This window comes from Xanthomonas sp. DAR 35659, assembly GCF_041242975.1.
In the GTDB taxonomy this organism is placed as follows: domain Bacteria; phylum Pseudomonadota; class Gammaproteobacteria; order Xanthomonadales; family Xanthomonadaceae; genus Xanthomonas_A; species Xanthomonas_A medicagonis.
The window spans coordinates 1488062-1504181 of sequence record NZ_CP162488.1 but is presented as its reverse complement, the minus strand read 5'-3'; the positions used below and the strand labels follow the sequence as shown (position 1 = coordinate 1504181).

8 protein-coding genes and 1 pseudogene are annotated in these 16120 nt (G+C 68.2%); 7 read left to right on the top strand and 2 right to left on the bottom strand.

Going from position 1 to position 16120, the window contains the following annotated elements; all coding sequences use genetic code 11:
* Positions 1-199: 199 nt before the first annotated feature.
* The 4 genes and pseudogenes from AB3X07_RS06395 to AB3X07_RS06380 all read left to right on the top strand — a co-directional run bounded on the left by AB3X07_RS06395 (position 200) and on the right by AB3X07_RS06380 (position 7227).
* Positions 200-2593, top strand: a complete 2394-nt coding sequence (locus AB3X07_RS06395; RefSeq protein ID WP_369943599.1) for a TonB-dependent receptor plug domain-containing protein — start codon at positions 200-202, stop codon at positions 2591-2593.
* Between the two features lie 160 nt (positions 2594-2753).
* Positions 2754-3179 (top strand): annotated as a pseudogene (locus tag AB3X07_RS06390) (VOC family protein).
* 704 nt (positions 3180-3883) lie between these two features.
* Positions 3884-6274, top strand: coding sequence for a TonB-dependent receptor plug domain-containing protein (locus AB3X07_RS06385; RefSeq protein ID WP_369943598.1), 2391 nt, complete (start codon positions 3884-3886; stop codon positions 6272-6274).
* 518 nt (positions 6275-6792) lie between these two features.
* Entirely contained in the window at positions 6793-7227 is a 435-nt protein-coding gene (locus tag AB3X07_RS06380; protein ID WP_369943597.1) for a hypothetical protein, read from the top strand.
* Here AB3X07_RS06380 and AB3X07_RS06375 read toward each other — a convergent pair.
* Positions 7217-8734: an MASE1 domain-containing protein gene (locus AB3X07_RS06375; protein WP_369944672.1), complete on the bottom strand. Its 1518-nt coding sequence runs from the start codon at positions 8732-8734 to the stop codon at positions 7217-7219. The two genes, AB3X07_RS06380 and AB3X07_RS06375, sit on opposite strands and share 11 nt — an antisense overlap.
* Before the next feature lie 715 nt (positions 8735-9449).
* Here AB3X07_RS06375 and ybaL point away from each other — a divergent pair.
* Positions 9450-11129, top strand: coding sequence for a YbaL family putative K(+) efflux transporter (ybaL, locus tag AB3X07_RS06370; protein WP_369943596.1), 1680 nt, complete (start codon positions 9450-9452; stop codon positions 11127-11129).
* Positions 11130-11734: 605 nt separating this feature from the next.
* Positions 11735-13858 (top strand): TonB-dependent receptor family protein, encoded by a 2124-nt coding sequence (locus tag AB3X07_RS06365; protein WP_369943594.1) that lies wholly within the window; start codon positions 11735-11737, stop codon positions 13856-13858.
* A gap of 97 nt (positions 13859-13955) precedes the next feature.
* On the opposite strand, the gene AB3X07_RS06360 is transcribed toward AB3X07_RS06365, so the two are convergent.
* Complete coding sequence (locus AB3X07_RS06360) at positions 13956-15176, bottom strand: MFS transporter (RefSeq protein WP_369943593.1); 1221 nt, start codon at positions 15174-15176, stop codon at positions 13956-13958.
* A gap of 74 nt (positions 15177-15250) precedes the next feature.
* On the opposite strand from AB3X07_RS06360, the gene AB3X07_RS06355 reads away from it, so the two are divergent.
* Positions 15251-16045: a helix-turn-helix domain-containing protein gene (locus tag AB3X07_RS06355; protein ID WP_369944670.1), complete on the top strand. Its 795-nt coding sequence runs from the start codon at positions 15251-15253 to the stop codon at positions 16043-16045.
* Positions 16046-16120: the final 75 nt, after the last annotated feature.

Sequence of the window (16120 nt, the reverse complement as noted above, 5' to 3'; positions counted from 1 at the left end):
GAAGCGCGTGGCGTGGCCCCAGGGGCGCGGCCACGCCCGGAGCGCAAGACTTAGAACGTAAAAGAATAAGAACATGCGCTTGCATCCTGCGACGCAGCACGCATGTTAAAAAATAATAAGACGCCCCTGGGGACGCGGCCCGCCCGGCCATGCCGGCCGCCGCGCCCCGCCTGCCGTTTCGGCACCTGCTGGAGTTTTCATGAACCGTCCGTTGTCCCTGCTGGCGAGCGCCGTGCTCGCCTCCCTCGCCGCTCCCTCCGTCTTCGCCCAGACCGCCCCCGACGCGTCCGGAACCCCCAGCACGCTGGACACGGTAATCGTCACCGGCACCCGCGTCAGCGACCGCACCGTCGCCGAATCGCAGTCGCCGATCGACATCATCACCCCCGAAGCGCTGCAGTCCACCGGCACCTCGGAACTGGCGACCGCGCTGTCGCGCGCCCTGCCCTCGCTGAACTTCCCGCGCCCGGCGCTGACCGACGGCACCAGCGGCATCCGCCCGGCGCAGCTGCGCGGGCTCTCGCCGGACCAGGTGCTGGTGCTGGTCAACGGCAAGCGCCGCCACACCTCCGCGCAGATCAACGTCAACGGCAGCATCGGCCGCGGCGCCTCGGCGGTGGACATCAATGCCATCCCGATCGCGGCGATCGAGCGCGTGGAAGTGCTGCGCGACGGCGCCTCGGCCCAGTACGGCTCCGATGCCATCGCCGGGGTCATCAACATCGTGCTCAAGGGCGCCGGCGAAGGCGGCAGCCTGGCGATCGACCATGGCCAGTACTCGGCCGGCGACGGCGCCAAGTCGCAACTCTCCGGCGACGCCGGCATCGGCTTCGGCGACGGCCGCGGCAGCCTGCACGTGGCCGGGCAGATCAGCCAGCAGGACGAAACCAACCGCGCCGGCCCCTACCAGGGCACCGCGCCGAACACCGGCAACTATCCGGGCATCGGCCAGACCACCTTCGTCTACGGCGACCCGCAGGTCGACGCGACCGCGGTCTCGGCCAATGGCGAATTCCGTTTCAGCGACCGCGTCACCGGCTACGCCACCGCCATCGCCAGCAACCGCGACATCACCTCGTTCGCGTTCTACCGCTCGCGCAACCACAGCGGCCAGAGCGCGCTGCTGGCGCAGACCTATCCCGACGGCTACGTGCCGGAGATCGAGCAGTACTCCAAGGACCGCTCGCTGGTGGCCGGCCTCAAGGGCAGCACCGAAGGCGGCTTCGGTTGGGACGTGAGCTACAACTACGGCTACAACAAGATCGACTTCCACACCCGCAACAGCATCAACTACAGCCTCGGCGCCGACAGCCCGCGCAGCTTCTACGACGGCGCGCTGGAGTACACGCAGAACGTGGTCAATGCCGACTTCACCCAGCCGCTGGACTGGGGCCTGGCCTATCCGGTGACGCTGTCCTTCGGCGGCGAATACCGCCAGGAAAAGTGGAACCAGTCGCCGGGCGAGCCAGCCTCCTACGCCGGCACCACCGGCGGCGCGCAGGGCTTCGCCGGCTTCGCGCCGCTCAACGCGGTGCATTCGGATCGCCATAACTATGCGGTCTACGCCGGCCTCGAAGCCGACTTCACCGACAAGTTCTCCGCCGGTCTGACCGGCCGCTACGAGGACTACTCCGACTTCGGCAGCAAGAGTTCGGGCAAGCTGTCGGCGCGCTACGCGTTCACCGACAAGGTGGCACTGCGCGGCACCGTGGCCAGCGGCTTTCGCGCCCCTTCGCTGGCGCAGCAGCAGTACCAGGCGGTGACCAGCAACTACATCAACGGCACGTTCTTCGAATCGGGCACCTTCCCGGTCGACAGCGCCGTGGCCCAGGCGCTGGGCGCCGCGCCGCTGAAGGCGGAGACCTCGCTGTCCTACAGCCTGGGCCTGGTGCTGCAGCCGGTCGAACGCCTGTACCTGACCCTGGACGCGTACCAGATCAAGATCGACGACCGCATCCTACTGTCCTCCAACCTCAACGATGCGGCGGTGCTGGCGCAGCTGCGCGGCCTCGGCTACGCCAACGTCACCAGCGTGCGCTATTTCAGCAACGCCGCCGACACCCGCACCCGCGGCGTGGACCTGGTCGGCACCTACAGCATCCCGTTCGCGGCCAGCTCGCTGGAGCTCACCGCCAGCTACGGCTACAGCAAGACCGAGGTCACCCACGCGATCACCCAGCCGCAGGCGCTGGTGGACATCGGTTCGACCCAGACCACCCTGGGCCGCGACGAGATCGGCCGCCTGGAGGACAGCTTCCCCAAGGACAAGATCATCCTCAGCGGCACCTGGAAGCTGCAGCACTGGGATTTCAACCTGGCCGCCACGCGCTACGGCGACTTCACCGTGCGCAACTCGGCCAGCGCCGCGCGCGACCAGACCTACGACGCGAACTGGGTGGTGGACGCCTCGGCCAGCTTCAAGCCCAGCAGCAACTGGACCCTGACCCTGGGCGCGGACAACCTGCTCGACCAGTACCCGGACAAGACCACCAACTTGGTCAACTCCACCTACGGCATGCTGCCCTACAGCAACTATTCGCCGTACGGCTTCAACGGCGCCTACGTGTACGGGCGGATCAACTACCGCTGGTGACGGCGCCGGCGTAGGCGCGCAACGACGACGCCCCGGCCGTGCCGGGGTATCGCCGTTTCGGCGCCAGCGGGCCGCGCGCTGCACGGTCCACGCGGCGTCAAGGCATGGCGCCGGCATCGGTGGTATCAGGGAACCTCGTTCTTTCTGCCGAGGCACGCCCATGGACACCCGAGAGCTCTACCGTGGCCGCTTGATCGACCACCTGCACCTGGTGGTGCGGGATCTGCAGGCGAGCCAGACGTTCTATTCGGCGGTCCTGGACGTGCTCGGCATCCCGCTCGGCGGCCAGGGCGAGGGGTATTTCTGGGCCGACGAGCTGTTCGTCTCCGATCGCGACACCGTCGCCCAGGGCGAACTGACCGGGCGTCACCATCTCGCGTTCCAGGCGCGCGACCGCGCCATGGTCGAGGCATTCCACCGCACCGCGATCGCGCACGGCGGCCGCGACAACGGCGTCCCGGGCCTGCGTCCGTAACATCCCGATTACTACGCGGCCTTCGTGCTCGATCCGGACGGCAACAACCTGGAAGCGGTCTACCACGGACCGGCGCAGCGCAGCGCCGACGCGGTACACATCGCGTTCTGAGGCCGCTTTGCCGATGCTCTGGCGCTGGTCAGTGGACGCATCAGCGCCGCCACGCGCAGAGGATGCTGCGTACTGCCCGCATCGCAGCGCAATGCGGCGGTAGCCGCGGGCGGTGCCGACCTCGGCGGCGCGCTACTGGCGTCGAGGCTGGTCACGACGGCGCCATGCCTGCCGACGCGCGCACCGGCGAACCTTGCGTCTGCGGATGCGGTCGGGGCTGAAGCCCCTCCTACAGTGCATCCAGCCAGCGCAGCGCGCATGTCCTGTAGGAGCGGTTTCAACCGCGACGAATACAGTGATGCAACTCCGAGCAGTCCGCTCGATCAATCCGCGTCGCGATACAGCACGTTTTCATCGTCTCGCTTGGGGATTTGGACGTGGCATGGCGCACGCGATCTCCTGCACACATCCTGGCCGGCACGCGGCGCGCCATGTGAACCGCAACGCATTCCGATGCCGCGCACCGCGCCGCCGCGCGTTTTGTCTACAAACCCGATGGGATGGCCGCATCGCTGCTGGCACGGGGCGCGCCGCGGTGGTTGCAACTGCAACTGCGATGTGGGGTTTAACGGAACATTGACACGCCTGTCAGATGCCGGTAATCCATCGTGGCAGCCGCCCCATTCGCCATGCGCGCGACACCCGGGAGGGGGTGATGACGAATGCGGCGGCGCCGACTTCCCTCGTTCTGGAGCCGTCCGCCCATGCCTCGCACGTTCAGCCCTCTCGCGACCGCCATCGCCATCGTCCTGACCACCTCCGCCCTGCCCGCGCTCGCGCAGAGCGACGCCTCCAACAGCGCACGCACGCTGGATACCGTGATCGTCACCGGTACCCGCGTCGCCGACCGCACCGTCGCCGAATCGGCGTCGCCGATCGACATCATCGCGCCGGAAACGCTGCAGGCGACCGGCACCACCGAACTGGCCACCGCGCTGTCGCGCGCGGTGCCGTCGCTGAACTTCCCGCGCCCGGCGATCACCGACGGCTCCGACGCGGTGCGCCCGGCGCAGCTGCGTGGCCTCTCGCCCGACCAGGTGCTGGTGCTGGTCAACGGCAAGCGCTATCACACCACCGCGCTGGTCAATCTCAATGGCGCGCAAGGCCGCGGCTCCTCGCCGGCCGATCTCAACACCATCCCGATCGCCGCGGTCGAACGCATCGAAGTGCTGCGCGACGGCGCCTCGGCGCAGTACGGTTCCGATGCCATCGCCGGCGTGATCAACATCGTGCTCAAGGGCAGCGGCAGCGGCGGCAGCATCGCCGCACGCTACGGCAAGTACAGCGCCGGCGACGGCGAGCAGTACCAACTGTCCGGCGACGCCGGGGTCAAGTTCGGCGAGAACGGCGCCGTGCACTTCGCCGCGCAGGGCGGCCACCAGGACCAGACCGATCGCGCCAAGCCGTACCTGGGCGAAGTGCAGCAACGCTACGGCGACCCGGACGTGGACCAGGGTGCGTTCTCCTACAACGGCCAGTACAGCCCGGCCGAATACCTGACCTTCTATTCCTACGGCATGCTCAGCCGCCGCGAAGTGCTCTCCAACGGCTACTTCCGCTGGTCCGGCGACAACCGCAACCGCCCCGAACTCTACCCCGACGGCTTCCTACCGCAGATCTACAACGTCAGCAAGGACGTGTCCTGGGTCGGCGGCTTCAAGGCCAGCACCGAAGGCGGCCTGGCCATCGACATCAGCTACAACTACGGCCGCAACAACCTCAGCTTCGAGGTCAAGAACAGCCTCAACAACAGCCTGGGCCTGGCCAGCCCGACCGACTTCTACGCCGGCACGCTGGAAGTCACCCAGAACGTGCTCAACGCCGACTTCAGCAAGTCGCTGGATATCGGCCTGGCCTATCCGGTGACGCTGGCCTTCGGCAGCGAATGGCGCGGCGAGAAGTTCAACGAATCGCCGGGCGAGGTGGCCTCCTACGTCAACGGCGGCGTGCCCTCGGCCAACGGCACCCTGCTGCCGGGCGCGCAGGTGTTCGCCGGCTTCAAGCCCAGCGACTCGGGTCACTACGACCGCAACAGCTACTCGGCCTACCTCGATCTGGAAGGCGACATCACCGACAAGTTCTCCGCCGGCCTGGCCGGGCGCTACGAGAACTACAGCGACTTCGGCGATACCGGCACCGGCAAGCTGTCGCTGCGCTACGCCTTCACCGACAAGGTCGCGCTGCGCGCCACCGCCTCCACCGGCTTCCGCGCGCCGTCGCTGCAGCAGCAGTACTTCCAGTCCATCGCCACCAACTTCATCAACGTCACCCAGCCCGACGGCAGCATCGCCGCCACCCCGTTCGAGATCGGCACCTTCCGCACCGACAACCCGGCCGCGGTCGCGCTCGGCGCCGAGCCGCTGAAGGCGGAGAAGTCGAAGAACTACGGCCTGGGCCTGGTGCTGCAGCCGGTCGATGCGCTGTACGTCACCGTCGACGCCTATCGCATCGACATCGACGACCGCATCGTGCTGTCGGAGAACCTGACCTCCACCGCGGTGCGCAACTACCTGCAAGGCAACGGCTATGCCGGCATCGGCGGCGGCCGCTACTTCACCAACGCGATCGACACCAAGACCCAGGGCGTGGATGCGATCGGCACCTACAAGATCGCGTTGTCGAACAGCAACCTGGATCTCACCGCCGGCTACAACTACAACAAGACCGAGATCGAGAAGATCGCCGAGAACCCGGCGGTCTTGGAGGCGATCGACCCGACCGCGGTGCGCATCGGCCGCGCAGAGATCGGCCGCATCACCAAGGGCGCGCCGCGCGACAAGTTCTTCCTGAGCAGCGTCTGGGCGCCTGGCAACTGGGCGTTCACCGCCACCGCCACACGCTGGGGCGAATTCACCGACTTCGGCACCACGCCGGCCGCCGACCAGACCTACGCGGCGAAGTGGACGCTCGACCTGGCGGCCAGCTACAAACTGGGCAACTGGGATTTCACCATCGGCGGCGACAACGTCCTCGACGAGTACCCGGACCAGTCGCGCGCCGGTGCCGGCACCCGCACCTACCTGCCGTACAGCACCTCCTCCCCGTTCGGTTTCAATGGCGCGTTCGCCTACGCCAACGTCAACTACAAGTGGTGACACCGGTGCGGCGGCGGCGGCGCGCGCGTCGCCGCTGCCGCATTGGTCGGGCATGACGCGCGCGCACCAGCACGCACACTGCGATGGCAGTCACGAGCGTGATGCGGTCGCGCGATGGCGAGCGCGCTCCTCGCCATTCGGCTTCGACCACGCGCGCGCCTACGCCAACTTCAACTGAGAATGGTGAGCCGCGCAGGCACGGCGCGATCGGCGACCGCGCACGCGCATAGCTGCCAGGCAAACGCCCCGGGCCCGGAGGGTTTTGCCGGCGCGCGACCGACGGCAACGACGCGCCAATCGCGGGTTGCCGTGCATCCGCGATGTGCGGCTAGCACAGCGAAGGAAGCGGAGGAAGTCACTTCCGTAGACATCCACATAATCCACAACCATATCAATGGCATAAACCAGAACGTCGCCGGTCTACCGCATATTTGTCAACAGCGGCACGCTGCGACTCGCGTAAGGTGGAATCGCCTGAACGGCAGGCGCTAGACCCTTAGCAGGGGAAGGAAAATAAAATGGAATGGAACACGAAGAAAATCGCGGTGCTCGCGTCGGGAGCCTTGCTGTGCTCGGCGCTCAGCATGAGCGCTCAGGCGCAAAGCTGCTGCCCGACCGGCGGCGGCAGTCAAATCGCTCGTCAAGGTCTGGGCGAGAGCGCACCGGCCGCGACCGATCTGTCCTCGAACGCGACCGTGAGCATTTACCAGTTCGAGCGCAGCGGCGTGACCTATCTGCAGATCAACGACGCGAATGGACAGGTCCGCGGCGCGATCGGGCGAATCGAAAACACCGCCTGGGTGACGCCAATGGGCAAGGACGTGGACCGGGTCAGCATCGTCGAGACGCTGGACCAGAGCCGCGGCACCGTGGTCTACGACGCGCGCTACTTCACCGTGCAGCGGGCCAGCACCAACAGCGGCGACGCCTGGACCGTCACCATCAAGAAGTGAGGGTGCGGCGTTCCGACGGCTCGGAGACCAGGAAGCTGATCTTCAACTCATGACGGCGCCGACAGGTGCCGTCATGGGCTTTCAGCCGGCTCGCCAGTTCCGATTCGACGTCGTCCACGCGCTTGCCCGAGTCGTTCCTGGCAAGCAACAGCGTCGGGTCCGCCGCGATACTGACCACCAGACCACGCCGGCCACGCGCCTTCCACACACGCGCGGTGATGCGATGGCGGCTGCCGCTGGGCAGCACCTCCATCGCATTGAGCACGCAGCGGTACGCCGCCAGTTGCAGCCCGATCGACAGTTGCTGCGATTCGCCGCGCAGCCGCGTCTCGACTTCGGTATCGCAGGCATTGGCGAAGGCGATCGAGTTCAAGGCGCCATACAGGCCGTGGGTCTCGATATCCAGGGGATACAGCGCGGCGACGTAGTCGTCCAGCAGTTGCGCCTGGATCACGCCGGTGCGGTTCATCTCCATGGCCGCCGCGTAGTGCCCGCGCTCCTTCAGCGAGGAGGCGATATCGCGACGCAGCTTGTTGAGGTGGGTGTGGATATCGGTGTACTCGATCACCCGGTTGCGCAGCGTGCGCTCGGCGGACATATAGCTGGCCTGCGCCACCTGCAGCGCCTGCTGCTCGGCATAGCCGAAGTGCCGCGCCTGGCGGAAGGCGCTGGAAATCTTCACGCCGAGCACGAACAGCAAGGTGGCGGCGAACGCCACCAGCATCTGCACATCGAACGTCTGTTGATCGAAGGCGCCCGCATGGTTCGAGCGCGGTAGCGACATGGCGACCGCCAGGTTGGCCAACACCACGCCGACCGCCGAACCGCGCCAGCCATACGTCAGCGTGAGCCAGACGCCCGGAACCAGCAGCATCAGCAGGATGAACTGGTGCAGCAAACCCGGCGTGCGCATCGCCAGGGCAAAGATGCCGGCCACTGCGAGGACCGCGATTGCAGAGTCGCGCAGCAGCTTCCTGGACAGGGTCTTGTCGCCCTTGCGGTGCAGCCAAAGCAACGTCGGCAGGAAGAACATCAGGATGCCCAGATAGCTACCCATCCAGTACCTGACGCTGGTTTCCAAGGTGATGAAGGCGGCAGGCCCGTCCAACATGGCGTTGATTGCCTTGTTGACCAACAACCCCCACAGCCCCAGTCCCACGGCGAGCAAGGGCAGCCAGCGCTGCACCGCCGCCGAACCGGCGAACCGGGTGCGGAACGCCCATGGCAGCAGTGCGAAGACCGGCACGACCACGAATGGGCTCAGATACGCCCATAGCTCGCTGACGCCGTCGTGGTTGGCCATCGGCACGCGCATCGTCAGCAACGCGGCAGCGTCGCCCAGGAACACGTAGGGCCAGAGTCGATAGGGCAGGAACAGCAATGCCGCCGCACGTACGCCGGCCGGCAAGAACCATTGGTCCATCGACCAATGCCATGCGACCACGTAGAGCGCGCAATAGGCCGCACTGAGGAGGATGCCGCCGACGAGTTTTTTCAGTGTAGCCATGCCACCTTGTTCCTTGGCAGGACGCCCAATTGGCGCAAACATACAGCACCGCACCAGCCCATACAGTAGACAGTTTGCAGTGTGTGCGACCGCGGCAACGCCTTGTGCCACGGGGGTTTGCGAGGATCGCGAAGACGCTGGGACCGGCTTCTCATTCGGCGATTTCCGACGCCCGCGCGATTTTGACCGTTTTGCGTATCACATCCAAGCGAGATCGTTGCCAATGCTGGGTTCGCGGCCGGCAAGCACGCTCGACCACAGTGTCGGCGACCGGATTGTCGGTGTTTCGTCGGAGCGGATCGGCTTTACCGCAATCGGATGGCACCGCCGCCGCTGGCCTGGCTCCAGCCCCGAGCACTGGAAGGAAAAAGGCCACGGTGGTCGGCCAGAGCGGGGGCGTAGCGCACGGATAGCCCCACCGCCCGTGGCGCCATCCGAGCAACGGATCGCTGGGCGTGGCGCGGCCACAGGCCCGACGGGCAAGGGCCAGCGCCAGGCACGCTGGTCACGGACCAGGCGGATCGAATGGATCACCCGTCGGGCACCGCAGCCGCCCGGCCGGCGCCTGTGCCTGTGCCTGCTCCTGCTCCTGTGCCTGTGCCTGTGCCGCAGGCAGTAGGCAGTAGGCAGTAGGCATCGGGCATCGGGCATCGGCAGATTTGCCGGCAAAAGCCGCATCGGCCACACTCCGGGTCTCTTTGTTCTGCGAACTTGAATGCATCACGACACCAGCCTCATCGACATCATCGCGGTCGGGCTTGCGCTCGCCTTCATCCTCGGCACGCTCGCCCATCGCATCAAACTCTCGCCGCTGGTCGGCTATCTGGTGGCCGGGATCTGCGTCGGCCCGTTCACGCCCGGCTTCGTCGCCGACCAGGCGCTGGCCAACCAGTTGTCGGAACTGGGGGTGATGCTGCTGATGTTCGGGGTGGGGCTGCACTTCTCGCTCGAAGACCTGATGGAAGTGAAGTGGATCGCGATCCCCGGCGCGCTGGCGCAGATCGCGGTCGCCACCCTGCTGGGCTGGGGGCTGGCCTGGAGCATGGGCTGGCCGACCCTGCACGGCCTGGTGTTCGGCCTGGCGCTGTCGGTGGCCAGTACCGTGGTGCTGCTGCGGGCGATGGAGGAACGGCGCCTGCTGGAAACCCTGCGCGGGCGCATCGCGGTGGGCTGGCTGATCGTCGAGGACCTGGTGATGGTGCTGGCGCTGGTGTTGCTGCCGGCGCTGGCCGACGCGCTCGGCGGCAAGGGCGCCGACACCGGGTCGATCCTCGGCGCGCTCGGCATCACCCTGCTGAAGATGGCCGCGTTCGTGGTGGCGATGCTGGTGGTCGGGCGCCGCGCGATCCCGTGGGCGCTGGAGAAGGTGGCCGCGACCGGCTCGCGCGAGCTGTTCACCCTGTCGGTGCTGGCGATCGCGCTGGGCGTGGCGTTCGGCTCGGCCACCCTGTTCGGCGTCTCGTTCGCGCTGGGCGCGTTCTTCGCCGGCATGCTGCTGAAGGAATCCGAGTTGAGCCACAAGGCCGCCAGCGACTCGTTGCCGCTGCGCGACGCCTTCGCGGTGCTGTTCTTCGTCTCGGTGGGCATGCTGTTCGATCCGCACATCCTGCTCGAACACCCCTGGCAGGTGCTGGCCACGTTCCTGACCATCACCGTCGGCAAGTCGCTGGCCGCCTTCGTGATCGTGCGCGCGTTCGGCCACCCCACCGGCATCGCCCTGACCATCTCCACCAGCCTGGCGCAGATCGGCGAGTTCTCCTTCATCCTCGCCGGCCTGGGCGTGAGCCTGGCGATCCTGCCGGAGACCGGCCGCGACCTGATCCTGGCCGGCGCGCTGCTGTCGATCATCGCCAACCCGCTGCTGTTCACCTGGCTGGACCGCTGGCAGGCGCGGCAGGCCGTGGAGGCGCCGGTGACCGTGGAGCCGGAACTGCCGCCGGGTCCGTCGCTGGACCTGGCCGACCACGCCATCGTGATCGGCTACGGCCGGGTCGGCAGCGCGCTGGCGGCGGTACTGCGCGAGCGCGGCGTGCCGGTGCTGGTGATCGACGACAACCGCGACCATGTCGAACGCGCCCACGCCGACGGCATCCCCGGCATCCGCGGCAGCGCCGCCGCCGACCGCGTGCTGGCCGAGGCACATCCCGAAAAGGCCAAGATCGCGATCCTGGCGATCCCGCAACCGCTGGAGGCCGGCGAAGCCCTGGCCAAGCTGCGCGCGCTCAATCCAGGCCTGACCCTGCTGGCCCGCGCGCACAGCGACGCCGAGGTCAAGCACCTGCTCGAGCATGGCGCCGACGGCACGGTGATGGCCGAGCGCGAGCTGGCCTATTCGCTGGCCGAGATGGTGATGGCGACGCCGCCGTATCGAGGGTTGCGGGCTGCTGCTGGCTGAGGCTGTCGGGCTGGGGCGTATCCCCACTCCCCGAGTCTGTCGCGAGGAGTGATGACACGCCCTAGAGATTGGGACTTGGGAATCGCGAATCCGACTCCCTCAGGTGCGGTGCTTCCCGGGCGAATGCCGGCGTAGCGCGGATGCGGCCTTGGGCGGGCATGCCCACCCATCGCCGATATTCTTGATAAGCATTCGCGTTTACGGCAGGATTGCGCTCCCTGTCCCAGTTCCGCCCGCCTCTCCATGGCTTGCAAGATCGGGTTGCTCAGCTCCCTGCCCAGCCCCTTGCTCTGCGGGACTTTCGGTCACCGCTGCCACGACGTGACCGCGCGCGACCCTGCACATGCTGCTGCCGCCGTCCGCGAAACCAGACCACCCGATCCACGCTGGCGGACTGGACCGCTGCGCCACCCAGAGCGGCGTGCCGGAAGGCGACGCCAAGCCGATCGGCCGTGCGTGCGTGGCGCAACGTCGCCGCCGGCGGCCGCAAGCGGACCGGCGGTGCCTGTGCGCCGGCGCACGCCACGCGCCGCGGTAGTCCGCGCAACGTTGGCCCGCCGCCGCATGGCGTGCGCCCCGATGTCTTCTTCCCCGGAGTTCCCACCTTGACCGTTTCGCTCTCCCCGGCGTCGCTGGCCGTCGCCGTCTGCATCGCCCTGCTCGCCCCTTCCGCCGCGATCGCCCAGGATACCCAGGCGCCGCAGGACGCGGCGGCGCGGATCCGCCAGCTCGATACCGTGCAGGTGCAGGGCAGCCTGCTCGGCCGCTCCACCGTGGAGGATGTGCAGCACTACGCGGGCAGCCGCCAAGTGATCGACAACGCGCAGTTGCGCAACGGCGCCAACCGCTCGCTGGACGACGCGCTGCAACGCGTGCCCGGCATCAAGGTGTTCGACGAGACCGGCACCGGCGCGCTGCCGCAGATCATGCTGCGCGGCCTGTACGAAAGCCGCAGCGGCCGCGTGCAGGTGCTGGAGGACGGCATTCCACTGGCGCTGGCGCCGTACGGGCAGACCAGCCTGTCGCTGTTCCCGGTGGGCCTGAACCAGGTCGACCGCATCGACATCGTGCGCGGCGGCGCGGCGGTGCAGTACGGGCCCAACAATGTCGGCGGCGTGATCAACCTGATCAGCCCGGACATCCCCGGCGAGTGGACCACCACGCTCGGGCAGAAGCTCACCGCCGGCGGCGCCGGGCACTACCTGAGCGACACCGCGATCAGCACCGGCGGCTACGCCAGCGACACGTTCGGCCTGCAGTTGGATGCGAACTGGACCAAGGGCGAGTACTGGCGCGAACACAGCGACACCGACATCAAGAACCTGCGCCTGCGCGCGGAATGGTGGCTGGCGCCGGACAAGCTGCTCAAGGCCAGCGTGCAGCGCTACGTGGCCGACATGGACATGGCCGGCGCGCTGTCGACCGCCGACTACCTGCGCAACGCGCGCCAGTCGACGCGGCCGCTGGACGCGTTCAACGGCCGCACCACGCGCGCCTCGCTGGTCTACCAGCAGGACATCGGCGACTTCGGTCCGTTCCAGGATCTGCGCCTGGACTGGAGCAGCTTCAGCGCGCGCAGCAGCCGCAACTTCATCGTCGGCATGCGCCAGGCCAGCACCGAGACCTGGCGCCCCGACCTGCCGCCGCAACTGCGGCAGAGCGCGCCGCGCGACTTCAAGGTGCTGGGCAGCGAGCCGCGCCTGAGCTGGAAGATGGGCGGGGACACGGTCACCCAGCAATGGACGCTCGGCGCGCGCGCGATCAACGAGGACATCGACTTCCTGGTCGGCAACACGCGGCTGAGCGACGGCCTCTACACCCTGGTGCGCGACTGGCGCTTCAAGGATCGCGGCGCCGCCGCCTACCTCAGCAATGCGATCGGGCTGGCGGACGGCCGCCTCACCATCACCCCGGGGTTGCGCTACGAGCGCGTGGATTCGCGCTACTACAACCTCGCCAACGGCACCCGCACGCGCAACGAGACCAGCGATGTGCTGCCGGGCCTGACCCTGGGCTTGCAGGCCACGCCGCAGTGGTATCTGTACGCCGACGGCCAGCGTTCGCTGCGCGCGCCGCAGGTCACCCAGATCGTCTTCGGCGACAATCTCGACGCCGAGCTGGCGTGGAACTACGAGGCCGGCGCGCGCTACCAGCCCAATCAACGCACCCGCGTGCAGGTCGGCGCCTACCTGATCGACTTCGACCAGCAAATCCAGCTCGACAACACCACCCGCACCTATCGCAACCTGGGCAAGACCCGCCACCAGGGCGGCGAGGTGGAACTGCAATGGAGTCCGGCGCAACTGACGGCGCTGACCCTCAACGCCGGCTACGCCTACCTGGACGCACGCCAGGAATCGGGCGCCTACGACGGCAAGCGCGTGCCCTATACCTCGCGCAACCAGCTCAGCCTCGGCGCCAGCTACCAGCCAGGCCGCACCACGCTGGCCGTGTCCGGCTACTACTTCAGCCGCGCTTTCAGCGATGCGGCCAACACCGTGCCGGAAAACGCGATCGGTTCGGTCGGCGAACTGCCGGCGTATTGGGTCTGGAACGCGCAACTGAGCCGGGTGCTCAGCGAGCGCGACAGCGGCAAGCTCAGCGCCTCGCTGGCGGTGAACAACCTCTTCGACCGCGACTACTGGTATCGCGGCATCGACACCAGCCCGTGGGGCCGGCAGCCGGCGCCGGGCCGCAGCGTCACCGTCGGCCTGGAGTACCGCTTCTGATCGTCGCTGGCGCCTAGGGCGTGGCCCCACTCCCCGCGCATGCCGCGCCGCGCGGTCTCGATCTTGCGCTGCCGCGCCCGGCCAGGACGCGCCGCGCTCAGTGCACCGGCACCGGGCGCCGACCCGGCAGCAGCGCCGCCACGATGCCCAGCAGCGGCAGGTAGGACATCGCCTGGTACACGAACACGATGCCCTCGCGGTCGGCGAGCAGGCCCAGTACCGCCGCGCCCAGCCCGCCCATGCCGAAGGCGAAGCCGAAGAACAGCCCGGAGATGGTGCCGATGCGCCCGGGCATCATTTCCTGCGCGTAGACCAGGATCGCCGAGAACGCCGAGGACAGCACGAAGCCGATCAGCACGGTCAACGCGGTGGCCGCGTGCAGGCCGACGTAGGGCAACGCCAGCGCGAACGGCGCCACGCCCAGGATCGACACCCAGATCACCGGCTTGCGCCCGATCCGGTCGCCCACCGGGCCGCCGATCAGCGTGCCCAGCGCCGAGGCCAGCAGGAATGCGAACAGGTGCAACTGCGCGCTCTGCACCGACACCCCGAAGCGCTGGATCAGGTAGAACGTGTAGTAGCTGCTCAGCCCGGCGATATAGAAATACTTGGAGAAGATCAGCAGCAACAGGATCGCCACGATCCGCAGCACGGTCCTGCGCGGCAGTGCCGGCGCCGTGGCGGCCGGCCGCGGCGCGGCGCGCACCGCCTGCAGGTGCAGCGCGTACCAGCGGCCGACGTAGGACAGCAAGGCGATGCCGAGCAAGGCCGCGGCGCCGAACCAGGCCACGCTGTGGCGGCCATTGGGCACGATCACCGCCGCGGCGATCAGCGGTCCCAACGCGGTGCCGGTGTTGCCGCCGACCTGGAACACCGACTGCGCCAGCCCGTGCCGCCCGCCCGAGGCCAGCCGCGCGATGCGCGAGGATTCGGGGTGGAAGATCGCCGAGCCGATCCCGACCAGCGCCGCGGCCAGCAGCACCATCGCAAAGCTGGGCGCGTACGCCAGCAGCAACAATCCGCACAGCGTGGAGCCCATGCCCAGCGGCAGCGAATACGGCGCCGGCCGGCGGTCGGTGCGCAAGCCGATCAACGGCTGGAACAGCGAGGCGGTGAGCTGGTAGGTCAAGGTGATCAGCCCGACCTGGGCGAAGCTGAGCTGGAACTGGCCCTTGAGCACCGGATACAGCGCCAGGATCAGCGACTGCATCATGTCGTTGATCAGGTGCGAGGAGGTGATCGCGGCGAGCACGCCGGCCACCACCGGACGGGGTGCGGCGGCGACGGGAGCGGCGGCGGCGGAGCGCAGGCTGGACATGGCGGACCGGGCGAATGAAGGCGACGGCGCGCATGGTAGGCTGGTCCGCTTCGACCTTCCTGCGCAACATGCCCATCGCTCGTCGAGAAAAGGACACGACCGTTCCACCGCCGCCGTACGCGTGGAGCGTGGATGAGGCGCCGGCCGACGTGGTGTGCAAGGCCACCGACTACCCCAGCGAGACCGTCATCGCCCCGCACCGGCATGCGCGGCACCAACTGGTCTACGCGCTGCACGGGCTGATGGTGGTGCGCTCGGGCCAGGGCCATTGGGTGGTGCCGAGCACCCGCGCGCTGTGGATGCCGGCCGGCACCGTGCACGGCGTGCGCTGCGTCGGCACGCTGGGCATGCGCAGCCTGTACATCCGACCCGACGCGATCGCCGGCATGCCGACGCAGCCGGCGGTGATGGCGGTGGAACCGCTGCTGGAAGCGCTGATCCGCAGCGCCGCCAGCGTGCCGTGGGACCACCTTGCCGACTCGCGCGACGGGCGCCTGATGCGGCTGATCCTGGACGAACTGCACGCGCTGCCGGCGCTGCCGCTGCACCTGCCGCAACCGCACGATGCGCGCCTGCTGCGCATCGGTGCCGCGCTCGATGCCGACCCCGCCGACGCCAGTACCCTGCACGACTGGGCGGCGCGGCTGGATGTGGACGTCAAGACGATCCAGCGCCTGTGCCGGCGCGAACTGCGGATGAGCTTCGGCCAGTGGCGGCAGCAGGTGCGCCTGCTGCGCGGGCTGGAACGGCTCGCCGCCGGCGACCGCGTCATCGACGTGGCGGTCGAACTCGGCTACGACAGCCCCAGCGCCTTCACCGCGATGTTCAAGCGCCAGTTCGGGCAGCCGCCGAGCCAGTTCTTCCGATAGGAACGCAGGCGTCGTGGCGGCGACGGCACATCGGCGGCGGCGCCGCCAGCGCCCGGCCGACACCAGCACACCACA

Excerpts from the sequence above, each read along its gene's own strand:
- AB3X07_RS06395 (WP_369943599.1), top strand. The coding sequence starts at position 200 with ATGAACCGTCCGTTGTCCCTGCTGGCGAGCGCCGTGCTCGCCTCCCTC.
- AB3X07_RS06385 (WP_369943598.1), top strand. The coding sequence starts at position 3,884 with ATGCCTCGCACGTTCAGCCCTCTCGCGACCGCCATCGCCATCGTCCTG.
- AB3X07_RS06380 (WP_369943597.1), top strand. The coding sequence starts at position 6,793 with ATGGAATGGAACACGAAGAAAATCGCGGTGCTCGCGTCGGGAGCCTTG.
- AB3X07_RS06375 (WP_369944672.1), bottom strand. The coding sequence starts at position 8,734 with ATGGCTACACTGAAAAAACTCGTCGGCGGCATCCTCCTCAGTGCGGCC.
- ybaL (WP_369943596.1), top strand. The coding sequence starts at position 9,450 with ATGCATCACGACACCAGCCTCATCGACATCATCGCGGTCGGGCTTGCG.
- AB3X07_RS06360 (WP_369943593.1), bottom strand. The coding sequence starts at position 15,176 with ATGTCCAGCCTGCGCTCCGCCGCCGCCGCTCCCGTCGCCGCCGCACCC.